The organism is Providencia sp. PROV073 (assembly GCF_033688125.1).
GTDB classification, from domain to species: Bacteria; Pseudomonadota; Gammaproteobacteria; order Enterobacterales; family Enterobacteriaceae; genus Providencia; species Providencia hangzhouensis.
Window position 1 is genome coordinate 4,180,339 of sequence record NZ_CP096353.1, and the last position, 24,755, is coordinate 4,205,093.

20 protein-coding genes, 4 tRNA genes and 2 pseudogenes are annotated in these 24,755 nt (G+C 42.6%); 7 read left to right on the forward strand and 19 right to left on the reverse strand.

The window, feature by feature from the left end; genetic code table 11:
- Positions 1-14: 14 nt before the first annotated feature.
- The gene (gene lptM / locus M1F17_RS19170) at positions 15-200 is read right to left on the reverse strand and encodes an LPS translocon maturation chaperone LptM (protein WP_094962462.1); all 186 of its coding nucleotides are present in this window, start codon (positions 198-200) and stop codon (positions 15-17) included.
- Between the two features lie 235 nt (positions 201-435).
- Here lptM and cyaY point away from each other — a divergent pair, with 235 nt between their 5' ends.
- The gene (gene cyaY / locus M1F17_RS19175) at positions 436-753 is read left to right on the forward strand and encodes an iron donor protein CyaY (RefSeq protein WP_004906066.1); all 318 of its coding nucleotides are present in this window, start codon (positions 436-438) and stop codon (positions 751-753) included.
- Between the two features lie 43 nt (positions 754-796).
- Here cyaY and M1F17_RS19180 read toward each other — a convergent pair whose 3' ends face one another.
- On the reverse strand, positions 797-3,370 hold the full coding sequence (locus M1F17_RS19180; protein WP_094962461.1) for a class I adenylate cyclase: 2,574 nt from the start codon (positions 3,368-3,370) through the stop codon (positions 797-799).
- Positions 3,371-3,962: 592 nt separating this feature from the next.
- Here M1F17_RS19180 and hemC point away from each other — a divergent pair.
- From hemC to M1F17_RS19205, 5 genes are all read left to right on the forward strand, one after another.
- Positions 3,963-4,907 carry a hydroxymethylbilane synthase gene (gene hemC, locus M1F17_RS19185; RefSeq protein WP_094962460.1) on the forward strand — a complete coding sequence of 315 codons (945 nt, stop codon included), beginning with the start codon at positions 3,963-3,965 and terminating at the stop codon, positions 4,905-4,907.
- Positions 4,904-5,659 (forward strand): uroporphyrinogen-III synthase, encoded by a 756-nt coding sequence (locus M1F17_RS19190; protein ID WP_164456167.1) that lies wholly within the window; start codon positions 4,904-4,906, stop codon positions 5,657-5,659. Before hemC ends, M1F17_RS19190 begins: the two co-directional genes overlap by 4 nt.
- A gap of 3 nt (positions 5,660-5,662) precedes the next feature.
- Positions 5,663-6,931 carry a uroporphyrinogen-III C-methyltransferase gene (hemX, locus tag M1F17_RS19195; RefSeq protein WP_004906078.1) on the forward strand — a complete coding sequence of 423 codons (1,269 nt, stop codon included), beginning with the start codon at positions 5,663-5,665 and terminating at the stop codon, positions 6,929-6,931.
- Between the two features lie 2 nt (positions 6,932-6,933).
- A complete protein-coding gene (gene hemY / locus M1F17_RS19200) occupies positions 6,934-8,127 on the forward strand; it encodes a protoheme IX biogenesis protein HemY (RefSeq protein WP_164456171.1) in 1,194 nt (397 codons plus the stop codon).
- A gap of 319 nt (positions 8,128-8,446) precedes the next feature.
- Complete coding sequence (locus tag M1F17_RS19205; RefSeq protein WP_004906084.1) at positions 8,447-8,674, forward strand: hypothetical protein; 228 nt, start codon at positions 8,447-8,449, stop codon at positions 8,672-8,674.
- A gap of 807 nt (positions 8,675-9,481) precedes the next feature.
- On the opposite strand, the gene M1F17_RS19210 is transcribed toward M1F17_RS19205, so the two are convergent.
- The 16 genes and pseudogenes from M1F17_RS19210 to M1F17_RS19285 all read right to left on the reverse strand — a co-directional run.
- Positions 9,482-9,558 (reverse strand) — tRNA-Pro (locus M1F17_RS19210).
- A 40-nt stretch (positions 9,559-9,598) separates the two neighbouring features.
- A tRNA-Leu gene (locus M1F17_RS19215) sits at positions 9,599-9,684 on the reverse strand.
- A 15-nt stretch (positions 9,685-9,699) separates the two neighbouring features.
- Positions 9,700-9,775: transfer RNA gene (locus tag M1F17_RS19220), tRNA-His, on the reverse strand.
- Positions 9,776-9,854: 79 nt separating this feature from the next.
- Positions 9,855-9,931 (reverse strand) — tRNA-Arg (locus M1F17_RS19225).
- A gap of 167 nt (positions 9,932-10,098) precedes the next feature.
- Entirely contained in the window at positions 10,099-11,475 is a 1,377-nt protein-coding gene (gene thrP, locus M1F17_RS19230; RefSeq protein ID WP_112308136.1) for a bifunctional threonine/serine APC transporter ThrP, read from the reverse strand.
- A 289-nt stretch (positions 11,476-11,764) separates the two neighbouring features.
- Positions 11,765-12,532, reverse strand: a complete 768-nt coding sequence (gene wecG, locus M1F17_RS19235) for a lipopolysaccharide N-acetylmannosaminouronosyltransferase (RefSeq protein ID WP_036958810.1) — start codon at positions 12,530-12,532, stop codon at positions 11,765-11,767.
- Between the two features lie 9 nt (positions 12,533-12,541).
- A complete protein-coding gene (wzyE, locus tag M1F17_RS19240) occupies positions 12,542-13,897 on the reverse strand; it encodes an ECA oligosaccharide polymerase (protein ID WP_094962456.1) in 1,356 nt (451 codons plus the stop codon).
- Complete coding sequence (locus M1F17_RS19245; RefSeq protein WP_094962455.1) at positions 13,894-14,976, reverse strand: TDP-N-acetylfucosamine:lipid II N-acetylfucosaminyltransferase; 1,083 nt, start codon at positions 14,974-14,976, stop codon at positions 13,894-13,896. Before M1F17_RS19245 ends, wzyE begins: the two co-directional genes overlap by 4 nt.
- Positions 14,973-16,223: a lipid III flippase WzxE gene (gene wzxE / locus M1F17_RS19250; protein ID WP_165880551.1), complete on the reverse strand. Its 1,251-nt coding sequence runs from the start codon at positions 16,221-16,223 to the stop codon at positions 14,973-14,975. The genes M1F17_RS19245 and wzxE overlap by 4 nt, the downstream gene beginning before the upstream one ends.
- Positions 16,223-17,353 (reverse strand): dTDP-4-amino-4,6-dideoxygalactose transaminase, encoded by a 1,131-nt coding sequence (gene rffA, locus M1F17_RS19255; protein ID WP_318837114.1) that lies wholly within the window; start codon positions 17,351-17,353, stop codon positions 16,223-16,225. The genes wzxE and rffA overlap by 1 nt, the downstream gene beginning before the upstream one ends.
- On the reverse strand, positions 17,340-18,080 hold the full coding sequence (gene rffC, locus M1F17_RS19260) for a dTDP-4-amino-4,6-dideoxy-D-galactose acyltransferase (RefSeq protein ID WP_272674608.1): 741 nt from the start codon (positions 18,078-18,080) through the stop codon (positions 17,340-17,342). Before rffC ends, rffA begins: the two co-directional genes overlap by 14 nt.
- The gene (gene rfbA, locus M1F17_RS19265; RefSeq protein ID WP_004906097.1) at positions 18,058-18,939 is read right to left on the reverse strand and encodes a glucose-1-phosphate thymidylyltransferase RfbA; all 882 of its coding nucleotides are present in this window, start codon (positions 18,937-18,939) and stop codon (positions 18,058-18,060) included. Before rfbA ends, rffC begins: the two co-directional genes overlap by 23 nt.
- Positions 18,940-18,947: 8 nt before the next feature.
- On the reverse strand, positions 18,948-20,021 hold the full coding sequence (rffG, locus tag M1F17_RS19270) for a dTDP-glucose 4,6-dehydratase (protein WP_172412277.1): 1,074 nt from the start codon (positions 20,019-20,021) through the stop codon (positions 18,948-18,950).
- Positions 20,012-21,274, reverse strand: coding sequence for a UDP-N-acetyl-D-mannosamine dehydrogenase (gene wecC, locus M1F17_RS19275; RefSeq protein ID WP_094962451.1), 1,263 nt, complete (start codon positions 21,272-21,274; stop codon positions 20,012-20,014). The genes rffG and wecC overlap by 10 nt, the downstream gene beginning before the upstream one ends.
- Entirely contained in the window at positions 21,271-22,401 is a 1,131-nt protein-coding gene (gene wecB, locus M1F17_RS19280; RefSeq protein WP_004906103.1) for a non-hydrolyzing UDP-N-acetylglucosamine 2-epimerase, read from the reverse strand. The genes wecC and wecB overlap by 4 nt, the downstream gene beginning before the upstream one ends.
- A 98-nt stretch (positions 22,402-22,499) precedes the next feature.
- A pseudogene (locus M1F17_RS19285) lies at positions 22,500-22,658 on the reverse strand (polysaccharide chain length modulation protein); the annotation flags it as partial.
- A 72-nt stretch (positions 22,659-22,730) separates the two neighbouring features.
- On the opposite strand from M1F17_RS19285, the gene M1F17_RS19290 reads away from it, so the two are divergent.
- Positions 22,731-23,806 (forward strand): IS3 family transposase gene (locus tag M1F17_RS19290; protein WP_413242978.1). Its coding sequence is split into 2 segments (ribosomal slippage): positions 22,731-22,980 and positions 22,980-23,806, totalling 1,077 coding nucleotides; the frame shifts between segments, so codons are not numbered across the junction.
- Between the two features lie 41 nt (positions 23,807-23,847).
- On the opposite strand, the pseudogene wzzE reads toward M1F17_RS19290, so the two are convergent.
- A pseudogene (gene wzzE / locus M1F17_RS19295) lies at positions 23,848-24,750 on the reverse strand (ECA polysaccharide chain length modulation protein); the annotation flags it as partial.
- Between the last annotated feature and the right edge of the window lie 5 nt (positions 24,751-24,755).

Below are 24,755 nucleotides of genomic sequence, written 5' to 3' on the forward strand. Positions count from 1 at the left end.
TCCATAGAGGTGGCTTACTGATTATTTGGTGTTTGAGCTGGCTCTTTGGCAGTACTGTCTTGTGCGGTAGGTTGCACATCAGATGCCTTAGCCGGAGCTGCAGTTTCTTCCGGCGGAAAATACAACGGGCCTTTTAAGCCACAGCCAGAAAGGGTAAATAAAACAACTAGTGCACTAAGCCCAATTAAACTTTTTTTCATTCTTTTTCGCCCGTAATACTCACTTTTGACATCTGATATTTTACACAATAACAGGAGTGGCCTCGCAAATCACGCCTGTTTATCCAGCATGTTGATATTATATACTTTAGGCTAAATTTAGTCTGAAATTTTTAGTGGGTATGCTGAGATTGACCCCAATGCAGGTTCCCTCCTATAATTTCAATTAACAATAATAATTTCAATTAAACCATTGTGAGCAAACAGGAAATTAATCGTGAATGACAGCGAATTTCATCAGCTAGCAGAAACGCTACTGAGCACCATCGAGGAGCATTTAGATAATTATGAGGGTGATGCCGATATTGATTGTGAAATCAATGGTGGTGTGATGACTCTTAGCTTTGAAGATGGCAGTAAAATTATTATTAATAAACAAGAGGCATTCCACCAAATATGGTTAGCAACTAAACAGGGTGGGTACCATTATGATTATAAACAAGGTAATTGGGTTTGTGACCGTTCAGGGCATGAATTCAAAACTAAACTAGCCGAGGCAATTGCTTTTCAAAGCCAAGAGCCCTTTTCGTTCTAAGCTTTACGAATTTATACGGTGGGCAGCGCAAAACTGCCTACCATCAATAATAATGTGCTTGTGGGTGCTGTGGTTGGCTAGATTGCCTTTCATACCCAACGTCATCATCTTCTGCCGTAAATGGCCATGTCGCACCAGAAAATGCAACAACTTGGTTTTTACCATCTTGATTAATGATTTGGTAAAACTGCGGTAAATTGAAATTGATAAAGTTTGCACCATAGGTAAACCGGTCGTGGGAAGAAGAATAGAATTTACTCACGTCACGGACGAGGTCTTCTTTTGAGCCTTCGCAGTGGGAATAAATTTCAACCCGATTTGCTTCATCTAAAACGTAAATATTAAAACCCGTGTTATCTGCGGTATTTTCAAAGAAAAACTGTACAATCCCTTCACTTGCATAACCATCGACAACAGCAGGCAAATGGTTATCACCCTTCGCCTGAAGTTTAACTGGCCAGCCATGTAGTTTGTTATGGGAGATAGCCCCATAGAACTCAACGGCATTTTCAAGTTTTTGCACAGATACATTTAGGCGCTCAAAGAATAAACCCCACGTCTGCCCCGCAATACGTAATGCTTTAAAACGCCCAGGGTCATTTCGGTTGCTTGATAAACGCAGTTCTACACATTCAGATACCAGCTGTTGTACACGGGTACGAATCAGCCCGCGTAAGTGCTCACTATAACAAAACACCTCAACCGCTTCAGGAGGTGATGCATCTTGATGCATTTTTCCTAAAATGGTCTTAAGTGCTTCTAACATGCATTGTTCTCCGCTGAAATGTAACGTTCTTACCTCATTCCACGAATTACGATACAACAAATCAATACTACCAATCAGACACCGTTGTGATTCCCCAAAACTGAAAATATCCAGTTTTCTAAAATCAACATGAACGACTTGCTCAGAATATACCTGTGTTGGGTCTTTTTCTAAGTTAACAATGATTGCAAGATGGCGGATTTCACAAGGGCTATAAAGCGCTTTTGGCGTTGGAGCGGGTAACCTGATAGGGAAATGGCTTGATACATCATGCATCAACTCAAGCAGCTTTCGTTCATCACACTGAGACTTCCCGTTATGCATATAAACCTGAGTATTCTCAGTCAACAGGCCGTTAAAATATGCCCATGCCACTAATTTATTTAAATAGCGATTATATTCAAGAGGTTGATGACCAATAATGGCCTCAATATTTGGCGCTTGGTTATACAAATACCAACCACTACGGTTAGCTCTCCCCTCGGGTACATAAATAAAGGTGAGATGCGCTTCGCTCAAATCAGGTGAAATTTGTGGATTAACTAATGTCACCTTACCAGGGAGCGCCTCGAAAGCCGCATATAATTTACGGGTTAGTACCCCAATATCTTGTGGGCTTGCACTAACACTTAAATTATTTCTACGCGCAAAGCGAATGAGATTACGATAACTTTGCATCATCGTATCAAGTAACTCGTTGTGTGCCTCACGGACACGCTCAATTTTCCATTGATTACGTGTGTCGAGAATAGACAAACGTTCTGCTCCCCACCCCCATGATTCAACCAATTGAGACAACACATCACGGCGCCAGCCTGAGCATGTGTTATCCTCTTTTTCAGATAGTTTTTCACACACTTTTAGGTAGAAACAACGGCGGATAAGGTCAAGACGAGTTAGATCATTAATTTCAGTCAGGTAACGTGTCACACGCTCTAACATCAAACAGTATGAGTCCAAGCCATAACACACAATTTCGCCTGCATGTAAATGACGCTTAAACTCCATCGCTAATAATTTACCGTTAGGGTAATCCCATGAATAGGATTCCAGTAAAATACTCTTCAATACGGCTTTATAGGGGGAATCAACACTTTTGTATAGCTGCCATAGACTTGCACCGAAGTATTCCGCCGCAGAAAGCTCACTTAAACCACCTAAATCAAGCCATTCATTCGGTGTTAGCACGCCTTGTGCATATAACCCCATAACATATTCATCGTAATGCTGCTCTTCTTCAACTGGCACCATAGTCCACAGCAAACGTTTACCCGCCATACGTACAGCTGTTCGATAAAATTCATCTAACAATAAGATATGTTGCGTTGAACCACAGTTTTCCCCACCAATATGCCCACTAGCATGATGGCGAAAACGATTTTCATCGATTAAAAAAACAGTGACATCAATCCCCAAAGACGCAGCCCACTGCTCAATTAAGGTACACTTCTTTTGCAAAAAACGTTTTTCTTCGTGGTCCAACCAAGAAGGATGGCAAACCCAAACGTCAATATCTGAACACTGACTTTGCCCAACAGATGAAGTGCTTCCCATCGAATAAATACCCGTAATAGGTAATTCGCCATTCGCTTCGGTTTCAATCGTGGGTAAAAAACGTTCGAAAGGTGCCAACCATTTTTTTTGCTCTGTATCAGGAGAGAAAAAACAGACACCATGGGGGACATTACCTTCAATAAAACCAGGTATCATTGGATGATGATAATGAAACAAGACAGGCAGCAAGCTATAAACCTTCGAGAAGGTTTCACTCATAGAAGCTGTTGCACGTTCTAACCGTAATTGGTTTATCGCATCCAGTCTTTGTTTTAAGGTTTCAATATAGAGATACAAAGGTTACGCCTGATTGAATGAAAGTAATACAAACCTGAGAATTTCCCAGCACCCAACAGATAGAGATAGATTTAAAATAATTTTCAAATGGATTGTCGGAAACGTGATCAATTTAACACCTTGCATCAAAAGGGTAAAGTAGATCACATAATTTTATACGCTTATTTTTGATACAAAATGCTTTTCAACATATTGTATAAAAAGGCTTTTTATTTTTTAATCTATAAAATATCCCTTGTTTTTCAATGGAATAATTTCTTTTTACTCAATTGTTTAGTAAAACAGCAAAATCAAACGATATTAAGTACAATACGCACAGTGTCTGCGCTTACTCGCTTCAACACGAATTAATACAAACCGCAGAGTGTTTCACACGAAAGATAGCACGATAAGCTAAAGAAATTGCTTAATAGCTATTCTAGGTCATCTCATTTTGAATCGCGTTCTTGCATCATGGAAGAAAAAGTAAATCAGTTATCAACAATTCAGAGAGTGGTTTTGCGCCTAACTGGAAAAAATATCCTTAACATGTTAAAACTAAGGCCAATTGTATGGTTAATCTGCGGCATTTTTCGCCAGAGAAAACAGTAAAATGACATCAACAAATATCGTGCGTATTGCAACGCGCAAAAGCCCTTTAGCCCTATGGCAAGCGCACTTTGTCAAAGACAAATTAGAGCAACTTCACCCAGGTTTGCTGGTTGAACTCGTGCCTATGGTGACAAAAGGCGACATCATCCTTGATACACCTCTCGCGAAAGTTGGCGGGAAAGGGTTATTCGTCAAAGAATTAGAACTTGCCTTATTAGAAGGGCGCGCAGACATTGCCGTTCATTCGATGAAAGATGTCCCTGTTGAATTTCCTGAAGGCTTAGGATTAGTCACGATTTGTGAACGTGAAGACCCTCGAGATGCCTTTGTCTCAAACCACTATGATAATCTTGAGGCACTACCGGAAGGCAGTATTGTCGGAACATCGAGTTTGCGTCGTCAATGCCAATTAAGGGAGCTCCGCCCTGATTTAGTCATTCGTGACTTACGCGGCAATGTCGGAACACGCTTATCAAAACTAGATAACGGTGAATATGATGCCATTATTTTGGCCGTTGCAGGGTTAAAACGTTTGGGGCTAGAAACTCGAATTAAAACCGCCCTTGCCCCTGAACAATGCTTGCCTGCCGTTGGCCAAGGTGCTGTCGGCATCGAATGCCGTTTAAATGATAGTAAAACCCGTGAGTTACTCGCGAAACTAAATAATGACGCAACATCGACCTGTGTTCTGGCTGAACGAGCAATGAATATGCGCCTTGAAGGTGGTTGCCAAGTTCCCATTGGCAGTTATGCTATTTGGCAAGATGACAAAATATGGCTACGCGCCTTGGTTGGAGCGCCAGACGGTAGTGTGATTATTCGTGGAGAACGACGAGTTTCACCAAGTGAAGCTAACCAAGCAGGGGTATCATTGGCTGAAGAATTACTTGAACGCGGTGCAAGGGATATTTTGGCGGATGTCTACCAAGGAAACCCGCCTGCATGAAAGTGCTTGTCACTCGCCCTGAGCCCGCATGTTCAGAGCTGATCACGGCAATCACCACCAAAGGGGGGGAAGCCTTCGCCTCTCCTTTAATTCGCATAGGGCCCGGTGCTGAATTAAATACCCTTATTCCTCAACTTGATAGCCTTACTGCAAATGATTTAGTCTTTCTTTTATCTAAAAATGCAGTCGAATATGCAAATTTAACACTTGAACAAATGGGGCGTAGCTGGTCAGATAAGTTATCTTACTACGGAATTGGCCGCTCTACAGGGCAATATTTTCAGCAAGTAACCGGAAAAGACATACGTTGGGCGGAGCAAGGCGAAACCAGTGAAATACTACTGACACACCCTGAGCTTCAATTTCTCGAAGGGAAAAACGCCCTGTTATTACGTGGAAATGGCGGGCGAGAGCTTCTCGCGTCAACATTACGGGCTCGAGGTGCGCAAGTCAGTTATTGTGAATGTTATACAAGGTACCCGGTTGATTATGATAAAGCTCTGTTCAATCAGCAGTGGTTTCAAACCAGTATTACAGATGTTGTGATCACGAGTGGTCAAATGTTAGCCTTGTTAGAAGAATTAATCACTGAAGAATACCAAACTTGGTGGTTTTCCCGCCGCCTACTTGTCGTCAGTGAACGGATTGCAGACCAAGCCCGCAGAGGCGGATGGCAAAAGGTCTGTGTAGCTAATAGCGCAGATAATAATGCTTTATTAGAAGCATTAATTTCAATCGATATGGGATGCTAATTTATGACGGAACACGATAAAACAACCGAGACGGTTACCCCAGAAGCTGGTGCAGAACAACAGCGCCCAAAAACTAAACCTTCTTCGGAACAAAAACGTTCTGGTCTGATAGGCGGTGTAATTGCTATCGCTATTATCATCGCTATTGGCGGTGGGCTGTACTATTTCACTCAACAAAGTAATGCCACCTTAGTCAATGAAAACAATGAATTAAAACAAAAATTAAGTGATTTAATCGAACAACAAAACTCAGACAGGCAGCGGTTAGATGCATTAATTGCGGCTAATGCAGAAATAAAAAGCCATTCTCGTGAATATGAAGAGAATCTCAACCGCCGCATGCAAGAGCTGCAAGCGCACGTTACTGCGTTATCTAGCGCTGATGTTAAAAGTTGGCTACTTGCACAAGCTGACTTTATGGTCAAAATGGCGGGAAGAAAGCTGTGGAATGATCGCGACCCAGTAACCGCGGCCGTTCTGCTAAAAAGCGCTGACTCAAGCTTGGCAGAAATGAATGACCCAAGCCTACTCGACATTCGTAAATCAATTAACAGTGATATGGCTAAATTAGCCGCAATCAACCAAGTTGACTATGACGGCATTATTTTACGTTTAAACCAGCTAAGCAATGAAGTCGATAACTTACGTTTAGCGGATTTAAACAGTGGAGATGCGAAAGCTGAAGATAACGCTGACGTTAGCGATGATATTTCGGATTGGAAACAAAATTTGGCGCGTAGCTGGAAAAGTTTTGCAAATGACTTTGTCACAGTACGAGCTCGTGATGGCTCAGAAGCCCCTCTCCTTGCACCAAATCAAGATATTTACCTACGTGAAAACATTCGCTCTCAGCTATTAATTGCAGCGCAAGCCGTACCACGTTATCAAGAAGCTACCTACAAACAGTCATTAGAGCAGGCATCGACTTGGGTAAGAGCCTATTTTGATACTGAGGCGCCGGAAACCAAAGCATTCCTATCAACCATTGACGACCTAATCAATCAGCCGATTGATATTGACATGCCTGATACCTTGGAAAGCCAAGAAAAGCTAGAAAAAATCATGCAAACACGGGTTCGTAGCTTACTTTCTCAGTCATCCGACAATACAAAAGTTAGCGATGGTGCCGTTGATGCCGCAGCGGATGCGACTGAAGCACCAACAGAAGCCGCAGCAGATGCCGCTGTTCCTGCCACGGATACGCAAAAAGCAGAGTCAGCTGACAATTCACACCCTTCAGAATCAGCAGAGCCTGCTGGCAATAGGGGGTAATTATGATAAAAGTCCTGATCCTATTTATAGTACTTATTGCAGGGATAATCTTAGGCCCATTATTAGCGGGTCACCAAGGTTATGTTTTTATCCGTACAGATAATTATGACATTACGACCAGTGTAACCAGCCTCGTTTTGGGCTTTATCTTGCTCCAGTTTGTGCTGTTATTCCTTGGTTGGTGCTACCGCCGCTTTATCAGCACGACATCACGTACCCGAGGTTGGGTAAGTGGTCGTAAATACCACAAAGCGCATACCCAAACACAAAAAGCGCTACTGAAATTAGCAGAAGGTGATTTCGAGCAAGTTGAAAAATTAATGAGCAAACATGCTGATTTTTCTCAACAACCGGTCATTAACTACCTCATGGCAGCCGAAGCTGCTCAACAGCGTGGTGATGAATATCGCACTCACCAATACTTGGATAGAGCCGCCGAAGCCGCAGGAAGTGACCAGCTTCCTGTTGATATCAGCCGTGTCCGTATCCAATTAGCGGAAGGAGAAGTCCATGCTGCTCGCAATGGTATTGATAAACTTCTCGACAAAGCCCCAAGACACCCTGAAGTATTGCGTCTTGCGGAACAAGCTTATTTACGTTCGGGCGCCTATCAGTCACTGATTGAATTACTTCCTGTTATGGCTAAAGTACAGTTACACAATGAAGATGAGCTCGATGCATTGAAATTAAAGGCTTACAAAGGGTTGATGAACCAATATATGGCTGAAGGAGGTAGTGATGGGCTAAAAGCTTGGTGGAAAGCACAACCTCGCCGAGTTCGTCATGAAACCACATTGCAAGCTTTCTTAGCAGAACATTTAATTGAATGTGGCGATACTGCAAGTGCAGAAAAAATGATTATTGATGGTTTAAAACAGCAATATGATGAACGCTTACTCCTGCTAGTGCCAAAACTGAATAGTGAACGCCCTGAAGTTATCGAAAAAACCCTTTTACATCTGCAAAAGCAAAACGGTGCCACCCCGTTACTCAACAGTACATTAGGTGTTTTATCGCTACAGCATGCCCAATGGGACAAAGCAGAAACCTACTTTAAGGCCGCTTTAGCACAACGTTTTGATGTTCAGGATGCATCATGGTTAGCCGATGCGTTTGACAGGCAACATAAATCTAGTGATGCGGCAAAAATTCGCCAAGATGCATTAAACCATTCATTAAAACAAGAACGAAACTAATATTCTTGCTTATCCTTTTCTAAAAACTCCACACCTTTTAGTGGAGTTTTTTTATTCATAAACTTAACTGCCACTAAGCCTAGCTTCCCCAATCAAAACGCAGAAAAGAATTTAAATACATTGCGTTAGTCGTATTAAATCATCGGAAAAGGAGAATATGAGGTTTATGATTAGTAACATTACAGATCAATAACTCAATGTTTAACCAATAATCGTTATTTAAGGATCAGCAAAACACACTTGGCTATGTTATAAAATAAACACATAGTGTATAAAGCTTTATATACATCTTTGCTTTGAATGAATTAGGGATATCGATATGAATGTAATTAAAACTATTTGGCGCTGGATTATTGCAACCCCAAACCGTTTACAAATATTCTTTGATCTTCTGCTGTTAGTATTATCACCTTTTGTTTTTATTATGATTATTGGTTTTAATACCGAAGATCTTAGTAAAGACATTTTCATTATTACATTCATTATCCTCTGCTATACCTATATTACTCGCTGGTTCAGTAAATGGTTTAGTAAAGGTAGAAGCTAATACCTATCTTATTTTCAGCCTCTTAGTCATTTTCTAAGGGGCTTGGCTTTTTACATAAACAAAAAAAAACACCTGCACAAGGCAGGTGTAAAATACAATCAGGTCTACAGACGGATGGTGCCTCACTCAACGTTTCGCCCGTTCGTTGATGGTAAGAGGATGAGCTCTTGATCATCTAAGTTGGACAATAGGCACCGATAATCGGCTTTGCGTCATCTCTGGGTTTATGAAGCTTCGCTGTCATAAGAAGTGAGATGAGCATCTACATATAAAATAATGCACAATGCATGCCAACTTTTTAAAACGAAGTTTTTTTAAGCTTACTCTTTTGGCTTCGCTCTCATCTCTCGGTTTTACACATAATTTTCCTTCTTGGAAAGAAATCCCCCTAACATTAAAGAATTCACTAATGTGGTGCCTGTATCTTATCTTGCTATTTTGTCGCAGTTTAGAGACAGCATAAAACAGTTATTTATATTTCTTTATAAATCAACAAGTAAAATGTCTCCTTTTGGCGACACAGATATAATGAATTGTATCTATTTTACGACACAAGCTAGTTAACCTGCTAAATTACAAATAAAAACAAGCAATTAACCATAGCCAATCATTATTGAAGAAACAGCACTAAGTAGACTTTAAACAATTCAGGTTATAACTAGGCGACAAGTGAAGATATACCGATGAGTATACACAAATATGTGATTCTAGGAGACTAACGCAGACAACAATGCGATGGGTTGAAGTGTGATTATTATAAAGCATAAAAAGCAAAAAACCCGTCGGTTAAGACGGGTTTCTTTAAATTGGTCGGCGAGAGAGGATTCGAACCTCCGACCCACTGGTCCCAAACCAGTTGCGCTACCAAGCTGCGCTACTCGCCGAAATTTTGTAGTACTGATTAATACCTATTACATTTCTTCGTGGTGCGAAAGGGGGGACTTGAACCCCCACGTCCATAGGACACTAACACCTGAAGCTAGCGCGTCTACCAATTCCGCCACCCTCGCAATGTCACAAAAAAATGGGGTGGCTAATGGGACTCGAACCCACGACAACTGGAATCACAATCCAGGGCTCTACCAACTGAGCTATAGCCACCATAACTTCACTTTTTTCAAAGCGTTGCTATATTACTACATACAACGTCATTTTGCCAACCGTAGCGAAGCGCTAAAACTGGTGCGCCCGACAGGATTCGAACCTGAGACCTCTGCCTCCGGAGGGCAGCGCTCTATCCAGCTGAGCTACGGGCGCTTAACGCCGTTGCGGGAGAGGATAGTACGGATTTATCCTCCCGCTGTCTAGTCCTTTTTGAAATAAAAATATCGATTGCTTGCCTTTTATCCATTTCGCTGAGAAAGAGAGCATATTTACCCTCTTTTTCACTGTACGACTAATAAAAATCCGTCGAAGCACCACCACTAAACTTTTGCATTGCGGTTATTGAACAGGCGAATAATGAAATAAAGCAGTGAAACGCCCCCTAAAAAGATGGCGCCAACAATTAAAGATAAACGGGTATCTGGGTTAATCGCCATCCCAACTAATACGCAGGCTAAAAATAATAAGGTCGCATAGTTAACCCATGGAAAAAGGATCGATTTGAAAGGATGCCCAATAAGCTTTTCTTTGTTTTGTTGGCGAAAACGGATTTGGCTGGTCAATAGCACTAACCAAGGCACCATACCTGGTAACACACTCGCACTATAGACATACACAAAGACTTTTTCTGGATTCGGTATGATGTAATTCAAGCTAGAACCCGCCACTAAACAGAGAATAGTAAAGCCAACGCAACGTGCTGGTACGCCATTTTTCGTTAATTTCAATAATGACTTAGGTAATTGCTTATTTTGCGCTAAGGCATATAGCATTCGCCCACCACTATACATGCCACTATTGCAACCAGATAACGCCGCAGTTAACACCACAAAGTTAATTACAGCGGCTGCGGACACAATCCCCACTTTCGCAAACGTAAGAACAAATGGGCTACCTTGTGAACCCACTTCCGTCCACGGAAAGAGTGTCACAACAATAAAAATAGCACCCACATAAAAAATTAATATACGCCATAAAATATTATTGATCGCTTTTCTTAATGTAACTTGAGGATTTTTCGCTTCACCTGCCGTGATCCCAACTAATTCAACCCCTTGATAAGAGGCCACAACGATACACAACGCAAATAAGAAACCTTTCCAACCCCCTGCAAAGAAACCACCATGCTCAGTGAGGTTTGCTAGCCCAATCGGTTCAAAATTATTACCAAGACCAAAAAAAATCAGCCCTAAGCCAATTAAAATCATCACCACAATCGTGGTCACTTTGATCATGGCAAACCAGAACTCAAGCTCTCCATACAGCCGAACAGCAGCTAGGTTAGCTAATGCGACTAATACCACGGCAATAATGGCAAAAATCCATTGAGGCACGTCAGGGAACCAATATTCAGCATATACGCCAATGGCAGTGATCTCTGAGATACCAACGGCCACCCACATAAACCAGTAGCCCCACGCAGTGAGACATCCCCAAAACGGACTTAAGTATTTATAACCAAACGAAGCAAAAGAACCGGTTACAGGCTCAAGAAATAGCATTTCCCCCATTGAACGCATAATGAAGAAAACAAAAATTCCTGCGATGATATAAGCCAGTAAGACAGAAGGCCCAGCCCATTTTAGTGTACTGGCCGACCCCATAAATAACCCAACGCCAATAGTCCCACCGAGCGCAATCAGCTCGATATGCCGTGCTTCTAACCCACGTTGAAGCCCTTGCTGTGGATTTCCCATACATACCCCTGTCAAAATTAGATATTTAAAATGCAGTTTTAATTGAAACTCAGTTAGTAATAATCACTGCAATTATTTGAAAAGCATCAATTAGGCGATTAAAAAAATGCCATAGCCGCAAGATTAAGCACAAACTGGTGCGAATATGATTATTTTTGAGGGATTATAGAAATATTTGAAGAAAGAGACCAGTCATTCGGAGAATTCAGACCGCAAGCAAGGGATTAGGCCTACTTGCGGCCAGTAAAATACATCGATAATAACGATAAAAATCAAATCACTATAAAAATTACAGCTTACCGCCGTAATAGTAACCTAAAAATTTCAGTAATTTAAACTGACGAGTAATACGGGAAGGCTGAGATAGTAAGCGATACAACCATTCCAACCCTAAGTTTTGCCAAACTTTCGGTGCACGTTTTACATGCCCTGTAAACACATCATAAGTCCCCCCAACGCCCATATATAAGGCATCTGGGTACACACTTCGGCAATCTCGCATAAAAATTTCTTGTTTCGGAGAACCCATCGCAACAGTGACAATTTTTGCACCACTTGCACGAATGCGTTCGAACAATGCACTTCGCTCTTCAGCAGTAAAATAGCCGTTTTGCGAACCTACAATGTTCACATTCCACTGCGAGCGTAGCTTGCTTTCAGTTTGCTCTAGAATTTCTGGTTTGCCACCCACTAGGAAAACTGGCGTACCTTCTTTACCGGCCCGTTCCATTAACCCTTCCCACAAGTCAGCACCAGCCACGCGGGAAACTTCAGCTTGGGGGTATTTACGACGAATAGCACGGACAATACTAATTCCGTCAGCATATAAATATTCGGCTTGGCCTAGTAACGTATTTAAAGCCGTATCTTGTTCAGCGATCATCACTTTTTCTGCATTAATCGCAACGAGCGTTCCCGTTTTCGTTTCCCCACCAGCAAATAAGTAGTCTAAAAAATGGGCCATATTTTTAAAGCCCCAAATATTATGACCACGAATACTATATTGTGGAATAGATGGCTGTGTAACGGATGAAGACTGAGTTGATGACGATTCCATGATACTCCTTTAGCGGCTTTCACGCTGTTGGCTTCTTAAAAAAGAAGCTGTTTTTGTGCGAATAAGCCCTGCACTTTCAAATAACCAATACAGTAATTTTGCTAACACCAGACACAGTCCGAATATTAAGCAGAAGAAAACCACCCGTGAGACGAAAGAATCCACGCCTTCACGCGCTAAAACAATGATGTTAAAAATGGCACCAAAACAAAATGCCTGCATAATGGCAGCCTTATAGCGATTCGGTTCTTTCAGGCTCATGCCATAGATCCAATCAAACCATTTGATGATAAGCCCCACAACTATGGCTCCGAGTGGTATAAAAATCACCCCACCCATCACCACCAATGAACCAATCAGTGTTGGGGAAATTGCCAGTCCAGAATGGTTGTTTAGTACTTCCCACGTAAAATAGTTGGCAGAATTCAATACCGTATCTGGGCGTTCTGGCCAAACCCAAGAAGGAATAAAAACATAAAAGTCACGGATAATCGGCGCTAGGCCTTGAAAGTCCATCTCATCATAGTGGCTTAGCAGTAATGCTAAGTTTTCCCACGGGGAGAATGTGTCCCGTGTTAAGTACAAGAAAGTGTAATACGCTTCGGCACCACTGACATCTAGCCCATAGCGCTTTAAGGCTAACCAGAACATACCTACAATACTTGCGACCCCGGCTGCAGCTAGCATCCACAGCGTAATCCAACCCCTGACAATCCCAATAAATAAGAATAGTGCGAAAGCAATAATAATGTTCGCTCTGGTTCCTCCAACGATAACATAGGTCAAGAAACCAAATGCAACGGTACTAACGAGGAAGAAAATCCAACGTTTCTGTGTCGGTCGCAAGAAATAAACAATCAACATTGCCGGTATGAAGAAATAGAAAAAGCGTTTTAATGCCACGCCAGAAACTTGGCTGGAGAATATTTGGCTATAGGATTTTAGCTTAAACAGCAAAAAACCGTTCTGCATGAAAAATATACCTACTGTCACGACTGCAATCAGTATCAATAACAGACAGGTTAGATTCGTTTCCACTTTGTTCATGCTAAACAACGCACGCCGTGGTGCGTCTGGTTGCCTAGAAAGCCGTGTTTTATAAGCAACATAATAAATCGCATAAAAACTGGTAGCCGCTAGTTGGGCGTAAAGTAAGTAATCCGCTTTCACAACCGCAACATCAAATTGGAACACTAACGCACAAGTTAATGGAAAACCAAAGTAAAACGTCAATAAATACAACATTGAAAAGAAAATATTGAAGTTAAACCGAGCACGTAAAAACTCTTTGTACAACAAAGTACCAATAAAAATAATTGATATCAGGTAGACCAGTGCTAAGCCACCTAACTCCGTCAGTGTCATGCTCGCTCCTCCACGGCACTGAGAACGGCTTTCCAGCCTTCAGTAAAGTTAGGAGCAAAAAATTCGATATGCTGTTTATCTAATAAGCTCATTTGGCGCTGAGCTTCATCCACCAGCGGTATCGTCAGGTTGTCACCATAGAAAAATACAGGGACATTTTGAGCAGTTAAATCCTGCCAAAATGTATTTTGACGACTGATCACAAATGGAATACCAAATTGGATTAACAAACAAACCGTACCAACACCTTGCTGGCGATTAAAAATAAAATAGCCAAGATCACAGGATTTGAGCAAATTAAGGTACTCGCTAAACTCCATGCGCTCTTTCAGAATTTCTACTTGCCCTGAAGTAAACTCACTATTTGCAGCCTGTTCGACTTGTTCAATATAGCCTTGGTTATTTGCAGGATAACCCATTGGGACAATAACCTTAACCTCATCACCAAATTGCTGTTTAATCGCACTCAGCGCCTCTACATGACGATTAGAACGGTCACCTGAGTTACCCAACAAAATAGTCAGTTGAGAGCCTTCACGTGCCTTAGGCTCGCTAATTGTCAATGCGGGGTCCATTCGTGTTGGAAAATACAACACAGTGGCAGGCACTTTAGGGTTCGACTGGTGGAAATAGCACAAATCCCCACGTGTTGCACACACATGCCCTACTTTTTTCTGCGCTAAACGACGCAAAATATAGAATAACTTAAATTTTAGAGAGCTAGATTCTTCATAGAGGTCAGCTCCCCATATATGCCACCAAAACTGATGGGATTTGATTTGACCAAATAATAGCGCTAACCAAATAGGGGCGTTGAATTGCCCATGAAAGAAAAAGCGAGTACGGCGGTCTGCCTTGGCACGCTGTATAACACTATTAGCAATGGCCTGTTTATTCGCAAAAACATCTATTTTTAGCTGAGGATAAACGTCAGCAAGCTGCGCATCATCACTTACCACCATAAAATGCGGCGTTGATGACGAAGCCATTTCTTGGCAAATGACGTCATTAAAAAACGTCAGTACCGTCTGGTTGTGGTGTGGGAGATTCGATCCCAGTACATGTATTAAGGTTGTCATGCTCGCCTACGGTAAATCAAAAATACGCAACAACATAAGGTAAAATAGACAATATAAGTGGCCATATAAGCCTGAGTTGCACCTACTGCACCATGTTCAGGGATAAGCCAATGGGCAAAGCCCGTTAATAATAAAAATTGACTCACTTCAGTGAGGACATAAAAACGCAATGCGGCTTTGGCAATGACCAAATAGCCAAATACGTAAGCCCCCACTTTCAATACATCACCAACCAACTGCCATGCAAACAGGTCTCTCATCCCTGTAAATTCTTTTGAGAACAGCAACCAAATCGCGAAATCACGTAGTAACCAAACTGTAAAACTCACAACGGCAACAGCAGGTAAAACAAACTTCAATGCTTTAACAATTTCTGCTGTGATTTCATTTTTATGCTGCAAACGTGATAACGTCGGCAATAAATACACTGAAAATGTCGCGGTAATAAACTGCAAATAGGCATCTGAAATGGTGGTCACACCGGTCCATAACCCCACTTCATCCCAGCTATAGGTTTGGGCAAGTAAGTTTCGCATCATGATATAAGCGACTGGCAGCGTGACTGCCGTTAGCATCGCCATGACCGTAAATTTGCCTAAATTAGTCGCAATCGCTTTGTCCCATGCTGGCTTCAATGACGATAACGCAAACTGCTTGCGTTTAATTATCATCCCAGCCGCAGGCAATACCACAAGTGCAGGAACTAATGCTAACCCCGCTAGTGCACCTTCATACCCGCCCACTAGATAGCATAAATAATAAGCAATTACACCAATTACGCTACCTAAAATAATGGCTAATGCGTTTGCTGATGCGTCTCGGTAGCCCTTCAAAATAGCCAGAAAATAGTTCGCATACGCGATACCCATTTGAATTAAGGCGACTATTTGAATAACTGAGCTGTATTTTTCACTATCAAATAACGCCACGCTAATTGGCGCACTGCAAAGTAAAAAGATAAGCGCAAGTAGCGCTGAAAATCCTAAAATAATCGTCGATGAAGTTCCCAGAACCGCACGTAATTTTTGTGGGTCTTGGTGGTGCTCTGCAACATATTTTGTGACACCATTGAAAATCCCTGCACCAGATAACACCCCTAGTACAGTAATCAATTGGCGGAAGTTACCCGCCAGCCCCACACCGCTGGGCCCAAATGAGACTGCAAACAACTTAACGATTAACAGGCCTACCCCGATTTTAATCAGGGTAGAGCCAGCAGTCCAAACCGATGCTTTAGCAAGAGACATTAGGCAAAGAACGCTTTGATTCGCTCAATGACCGTCTGCTGTTCGTCATCAGTCATGTTGTAGAACATCGGTAAACGCACTAAGCGATCACTTTCTGATGTTGTATATTTATCTTCACCATGGAAATGGCCAAACTCAATACCTGCCGGGCTAGTGTGTAATGCAACGTAGTGGAATACCGTCAAAATGCCATGAGATTTCATGTAATCATTGAATTCGGTACGCTCTTCGATATCTTTAAGTTTGATGTAGAACATATGGGCATTATGTTTTAAGCCTTCTGGCACAGTTGCTAGGACTAAACGTCCCGCATCAACCAATGGCTGCAACGCTTCATCATACCGTTTCCATAGTAGTAAACGGCGCTCATTAATTTTGTCGGCTTCTTCTAACTGTGCCCATAAGTAAGCCGCTTGCAAATCAGACAACAAGTAGCTTGAGCCGATATCACGCCATGTGTATTTATCGACTTGACCACGGAAAAATTGGCTACGGTTCGTTCCTTTTTCACGGATCACTTCAGCACGGCTAATCAAGTCTTTATCATTGATAAGCGTTGCCCCACCTTCACCGCCTGAAGAATAGTTTTTAGTTTCATGGAAGCTATAACAGCCAATGTGGCCGATAGTCCCCAGTGCTTTGCCTTTATACGTCGACATCACACCTTGTGCCGCATCTTCAATCACGAATAAATTGTGTTTTTTCGCAATAGCCATAATGGTGTCCATCTCGCAAGCAACACCTGCATAGTGGACAGGAACGATGGCACGCGTACGTTCAGTGATTGCGGCTTCAATTTTAGTTTCATCAATATTCATGGTATCAGGACGGATATCAACGAATACAATTTTAGCGCCACGTAATACGAATGCGTTAGAGGTTGATACAAAAGTAAAGCTTGGCATGATGATTTCATCACCCGGCTTAGTATCAATCAGGATCGCCGCCATTTCTAATGAGGCCGTACAAGATGGCGTTAACTGCACTTTCGGGCAATTAAACCGTTTTTCCATCCATTCTTCACAACGTTTCGTGAAGCCACCGTCACCACACAGTTTGCCACTTTCCATGGCTTGTCTCATATACTCTAATTCAGTACCTACAACTGGTGGTTTATTAAATGGAATCATGTTGTCCCCTGTATAACCAATAAGCGGTACTGGCAATTGCTGCACCGCTACGTGAATAAAGATTTAATGCCGCAACATTACTGATTTGCGTGGCCACATTTAACTGTGCTTTTTGGTGTTCCACACACCAATTAAATGCTGCAGACATCAACTTACGCCCTACACCTTGCCCCTTCGCTTCTGGTATTTTCGCTAGTAGGCCAACCCGTGCTGTTTCTGCATCAAGATGCCGTAAACTCACAAAGCCCAATATCGCACCAGACGCGTCTTTAACTAGTAAACAAGTGTGATCAAACGTACCAAGTACTGATTTTTCTATCCACAACGCATAAAACTGACCGCTATCACCATCACGATACCAAGGTGCTCTAAAGCGGCTTTTGCTAAAGACAGACTCAGCGGCTTGCCGTAAAGTAGGAATATCATCCACTTGTGCAACAACAATGTGCTCTTCCGCTGTTAAACCTGCCTTTAAATAAGCATTTTCTGTGCCAATAGTAAGAACGAAATCGATTTCACCTTCAACAAATGAAAAACCCATACCAGCCAAATCATCAATCAGCTGCGTTTCAGACGCGGCGACTTTTGCTTGCACGATATCGTATTCATTTATTTGATAAGCAAGGAGGGTCTCGAGATTATCCCCCGTAAAATTCAACTTTGCCGTTGAGCGATGAAAAAATTCGCTCTCCCATGGCAGGCTCTCAATACTGGCGCGGACGGACACGTAATAAATCCTCTAAGTATTGCCCATAACCTGTTTTTTTCAGCTGTTGCGCTGAAAAAGCGACTTGCTCGTCTGTCAGCCAGCCGTTACGCCATGCTATTTCCTCTAAACAAGCAACTTTGAAACCTTGACGTTTTTCAACGGTTTGCACAAAGGTACCTGCCTCAATGAGGCTATCGTGGGTGCCTGTATCTAACCAAGCAAAACCACGACCGAGCAATTCAACGTTTAATTCGCCACGTTCTAAGTACATTTGGTTAATTGACGTGATTTCTAACTCACCTCGTTCAGAAGGCTTAACTTGTTTTGCAAATTCAACTACTTGTGAGTCATAGAAATACAGCCCTGTCACCGCCCAATTCGATTTAGGTTTAACCGGCTTTTCTTCAATCGACAGTGCTTTAAAATTATCGTCAAATTCCACGACACCAAAACGCTCAGGATCCATCACTTGGTAACCAAAAACCGTTGCGCCATTTACTCGTTTAGCAACAGATTTTAATTTTGGGCTAAATGAATGGCCGAAAAAGATATTGTCGCCCAATACTAAACAGCACGAATCACCGTTAATGAACTCTTCACCAATGATAAACGCTTGCGCAAGGCCGTCTGGTGATGGCTGTTCTGCATAGCTCAACTCAATCCCAAACTCATGACCATCCCCTAATAAACGCTTAAACATCGGCAAGTCGTCAGGGGTAGAGATAATTAAAATCTCACGGACTCCCGCCAACATCAGGACTGAAAGCGGGTAGTAAATCATCGGCTTATCGTAGATAGGCAATAACTGTTTAGAAATACCGCGAGTGATAGGATGCAAACGCGTCCCCGACCCTCCAGCTAATATAATACCTTTCATACTGTCACCTAATTTCCTAGACCTAGACGTTCGCCCGCATAGGAACCGTCTTGTACGCGGCGCCACCACGTTTCATTGTTCAAATACCACTGCACCGTTTTGCGGATACCTGATTCGAAGGTTTCTTGTGGCGTCCACCCCAATTCGCGCTCAATTTTCGCGGCATCAATGGCATAACGCATATCGTGACCCGGTCTGTCTTTCACAAACGTGATTAAGTCACGGTAGTGCGCCACACCTTGTGGCTTCTGCGGATGCAGCTCTTCAAGCAGCTCACAAATCGTTTCTACAACGTCAATATTACGGCGCTCATTATGACCACCAATATTATAGGTGGTGCCAGGTTGTGCGGTTGTCGCAACTAAATGCAGTGCTCGTGCATGGTCTTCAACAAACAGCCAGTCACGAATTTGCTCACCTTTCCCATAAACAGGCAGAGGCTTACCCGCTAAAGCATTCAAAATAATTAAGGGGATCAATTTCTCTGGGAAATGATACGGCCCGTAGTTATTTGAACAATTGGTGATCATCGTCGGCAGACCATAGGTTCTTTGCCATGCACGAACCAAGTGATCGCTCGATGCTTTCGATGCGGAATAAGGGCTACTTGGCGCATAAGGCGTGGTTTCTGTGAAGAAACCATCAGGCCCCTCGAGGTCGCCATAAACTTCATCTGTCGAAATATGATGAAAACGAAAAGCCGCTTTTTTCTCATCATTCAGTGCAGACCAGTAATGGCGCGCCGCCTCTAACAATGTGTAAGTTCCCACAATGTTGGTTTCGATAAATGCCGCAGGGCCATCAATTGAACGGTCAACATGGCTTTCTGCCGCTAAATGCATCACGGCATCGGGTTGGTATTTTTCAAAAACGGCATCTAATGCAGCTCTATCACAAATATTCACCTGCTCAAAAGCATAGCGCGGGTTATTCGCAACCGTTGCAAGGGACTCTAAGTTACCTGCATAGGTTAAGCAATCCAGAACCACTGCGCTGTCGTCAGTGTTTTCAATAATATGACGAACAACAGCAGAGCCGATAAACCCGGCGCCTCCAGTGATTAAAATGCGTTTCAACGCCATACTCCTTTTGTATCCACAACCCATTTTTGTGGGATCGCAGAGCCTTGGATGCCTTTGAACATATTGTGGTCAACTAACATTAAGATCACATCCGCTTCATTAACGGCTTTTTCAATCGAAACTAGCTCAGAAATGCCTTTTAAAGAGGTCGGTAATTCATCAATGTGTGGCTCAACCGCATACGTTTTACCTGGGTTCCAGTTCGCCACCATTTTGGTGATGTGCATTGCTGGGCTTTCACGTAAATCATCAATATTAGGTTTAAATGACAGGCCGAAACAGGCAATGGTCACTTCACTGGCTTTTTTACCGGTTTCCACTAAGCAATCAGCCACTGCCGCTTTCACTTGGTCAACAACCCAAATTGGTTTGCCATCATTGACTAAACGAGCGGTATGAATGAGGCGTGATTGTTTTGGATTTTGCGCAACGATAAACCATGGGTCAACCGCGATGCAGTGCCCACCAACACCTGGGCCTGGTTGCAAAATATTAACGCGTGGATGACGATTCGCGAGGCTGATTAACTCCCACACATTGATGTCTTGTTCCGCACAAATTAATGATAATTCATTCGCAAAAGCAATATTCACATCACGGAAGCTATTTTCCGTTAACTTACACATTTCCGCGGTTCTTGAGTTAGTAATTACACACTCACCTTCAAGGAAAATATTGTATAGCTCACTTGCACGCAGAGAGGATTTTGGCGTCATACCACCAACAACACGGTCATTTTTAATTAATTCGACCATCACTTGGCCTGGTAACACACGCTCAGGGCAGTACGCTACATCGATATCAGCTTCTTCCCCTGCTTGATGAGGGAAGGTTAAATCAGGGCGAGCAGCTGCCATCCACTCTGCCATTTGCTCTGTTGTTCCTACTGGCGATGTAGACTCAAGGATGACTAAATCCCCTTTCTTCAGCACCGGAGCCACAGACTCAGCTGCAGCACGTACATACGCGAGGTCAGGTTCGTGCTCGCCTTTAAATGGCGTAGGCACAGCAATCAGATAAGCATCTGCAGGTTGCGGCTTAGTAAAAGCTTTCAGATGGCCTTCTTCAACCGCCTTTTTGACCACGATATCCAGTTCTGGCTCCACGATGTGGATTTTACCCTGGTTAATAGTATCAACGGCATGTTGGTTAACATCGACACCAACCACTTGTTTTTTACGTGATGCAAAGGCTGCTGCTGTTGGTAAACCAATATAACCAAGGCCAATAACAGAAATAGTTTCAAAACTCATAATTTCACCTGATTACTTTTCAATGCTGCAAGAATACGCTGACATGCATGACCATCCCCATAAGGGTTATGTGCGCGGCTCATTTCGTGATACTCCGCGTCATCTGTCAGTAACCGATTAACTTCTTTCACAATTTTTTGTGTATCTGTTCCCACAAGACGAACAGTACCTGCATCAACAGCTTCTGGTCGTTCTGTGGTATCTCTCATCACCAAAACAGGCTTACCGAGAGAAGGCGCTTCCTCTTGAATACCACCTGAGTCTGTTAGAATTAAATAAGCATGGTTCATCAAATAAACAAACGGTAGGTAGTCTTGAGGGCTAATTAAAATAATATTATCAATATCATGCAGTATACGTTTAACAGGCTCACTCACATTTGGATTTAAGTGAACTGGATATACGACTTGCACATCGGGATGCGCTTGTGCAATTTCTGCTAAAGCGTGACAAATACGTTCAAAGCCACCACCAAAACTTTCTCGACGATGGCCCGTGACTAAAATCATTTTTTTATTTGGGTCGATAAATGGGTAATTTGCAGCCAATTTCTCCATCATATGCTGGTCGCTCATGACTTTATCACGTACCCACAATAACGCATCAATCACACTATTACCGGTGACAAAAATATGACTGTCAGGAATAGATTCTTTTAACAAATTTTGGCGTGAATTTTCAGTTGGCGCGAAGTGATACATCGCTAAATGACCAGCAATCTTACGGTTTGCCTCTTCAGGCCATGGCGAATACAGGTTTCCTGTACGTAATCCCGCTTCAACATGCCCTACTGGTATACGATGGTAAAATGCCGCAAGGCTAGTTGCCATCGTTGTAGCTGTGTCGCCATGAACAAGAACAACATCCGGTTGAAAATCAGCAAAAACGCTTTTCAACCCTTCAAGAATACGACAAGTGATATCAGTTAAATCTTGCCCTGGCTTCATAATATTGAGATCGTAATCTGGAATGATCTCAAACAGTTTCAGTACTTGATCTAGCATTTCACGATGCTGTGCCGTAACACAAACTTTAGCTTCAAAGTCTGTATCTTCAGCCAATGCATGAACCAGTGGTGCCATTTTAATAGCTTCAGGTCGTGTGCCGAATACAGTCAATACTTTCACAGTGACTCTCTTATATTTATCTTTCGCAGTGAGCTGCTTTGTATAATCTTAATAACTTTATATGCCACTGGAAAATTCGCCAGTGGCTTATCCCAAAATCAAGATGGGCGGCGGCGAGCAAGTACCACTCCGGCACCTACTAACATCCCTATGACTCCCCATAGAACCATCATAAAGGCTCGACGAGGACTATCGCGTTTAACGGGCTCTTCAGGAGTACGTAAATAGCGATATGCTTGAAAATTATCTTGGAGGGTATGTAACTATCCCGTAAAATAATACAGCTCACTCGTAGAATTTCTTGTAAACTAAAACAAAGGAGTTTTACGATGAGCAAACGCATGACTGAAAGCCAGATTGTGGCGATTTTAAAAGAAGCCGAAGCGGGTATGCCGGTGAAAGATATTTGTCGTAAGTACGGCATCAGTAATTCAACGTTTTATAAATGGCGCGAAAAATACGGCGGTATGGAAGCGTCTGATGTGCGCCGCTTGAAAGAGCTTGAAGAAGAGAACCGTCGACTTAAGCAGATGTATGCTGAGTTGAGTCTCAAGTCACAGATGCAAGAAGACATCATAAAAAAGCTCTAGCGCCTGTGGCAGAACGGAAAGTCTGGGCACACGAGTTACAGGTGCAGTATAACGCAAGCGTAGTGAAGTGCTGTCATGTGGTTGGTATCAGTCGTACCGCTTACTATTACGAGCCAAAGCTGACCGATGATGACGAAATCATTGATGCCTTGAATGCTTTAATCGACAAGCATTATCGGTGGGGGTTCCCGAAGTGCTTTAAACGCCTTCGAAAGCTAGGCCACAGTTGGAACCACAAACGTGTTTATCGCGTTTATAAGGAGCTAAAACTGAACCTGCGACGCAAAGGCAAAAAGCGACTGCCCAACCGTAACCCAGAGCCGTTAGCTGCACCGAATGCATTGGGAAAATCTTGGTCAATGGACTTTATGAGTGACAGCTTACACAACAAAGTCAGGTTCCGCACATTTAACGTTATTGATGACTTTAATCGCGAAGTTTTAGGTATTGATATTGCGACCAGCATGCCGTCATTGCGTGTCATACGCTATCTTGACCAACTTGCTGAGTGGCACGGTTACCCTGAGAAAATTCGGGTTGATAATGGCAGCGAATTCACCTCGGAAGTGTTTGTAAATTGGGCAAAAGCACATGACATTATGATTGATTACATTAAACCCGGTTGCCCATATCAAAACGCATACATTGAACGATTTAACCGAACTTATCGCGATGATGTACTCAATTGCTACATTTTCAACAACCTGAACGAAGTGAAGCAAATAACCGAAGACTGGATTGAGCTATACAACAACGAACGGCCGCACGATTCACTCAATGACATGACGCCATTTGAGTACCGAAGTGCGGCATAAATATTCTACGAGATGACTGTGTTATAAATGGGGTATTTACAGGTAGGCCCGACGCTCAATGTTGATAACATGGCAATATTTTGGTCGTAATCACTGTCGTGATCGGGGCCGGTTGCTTTCAATGTTTCAATTTGTGCTTGTAATAAAGGGGCACCTAACATAAACATTTTTGAATCTGGGATTTCATCCACAGGTGTTGCGCTTTGGTTACGTACAATACCTTGTTTTTCTGCAACTTTTAATGCTTGTTCCAGTGCATTCAAACGTCGCTCATAAGCGGCCTTGGCCACCATATCTTCACGTTTAACTAATGCCTTCATGGATTGCATTTTCGTTGCCCAAGTGCCTTTAATTTCATCATTTAGATTCGTTGTGGCACGTTGGTTAGCAAACTGAGTGTATTGACGCAGCAACTGGTTCGCATCTGCGGAAGTTTCCGCCACTAACTTAATGCTATCGGTTAAATTTTTGACTTCATCTGCTGGTGTAAACTCAATATCGTTGATGAGCTCATCCAATAATGCGGCATCTGCTTTAGGATCATTCTCTAAGCGCTGCTTATAGTAATCCGTATTTAGCCAAAATTGACGACGTGTATCATAAGAGCCAAGCTGCTTTGTGAATTCTTGATAAGCTTCTTTTGCAATTGTCGGTAATTGCCCTTCTTGCCCCGTAGTATTAATACGGGAATCGAGGTTGCGCAGAAATTGCTGCTGAGAATAGTAACTTCCCAGATTATTGACGGTTGGTAAATCCGTAATTGCTGTCGCACTCCACTTCGGCTGCATAAAATAGGACGCTCCCAAGGCAATTGCTGCAAAAATAACGGCAAATGCAACGATCCAAATTTTACCTTGCCACAGTGAGCGACATAAACCACGGATATCCAATTCCGGCTCTATTGGCGATTGATGCTGACTCGGTTGTGTTTCTGAGTTATTCACTGCAC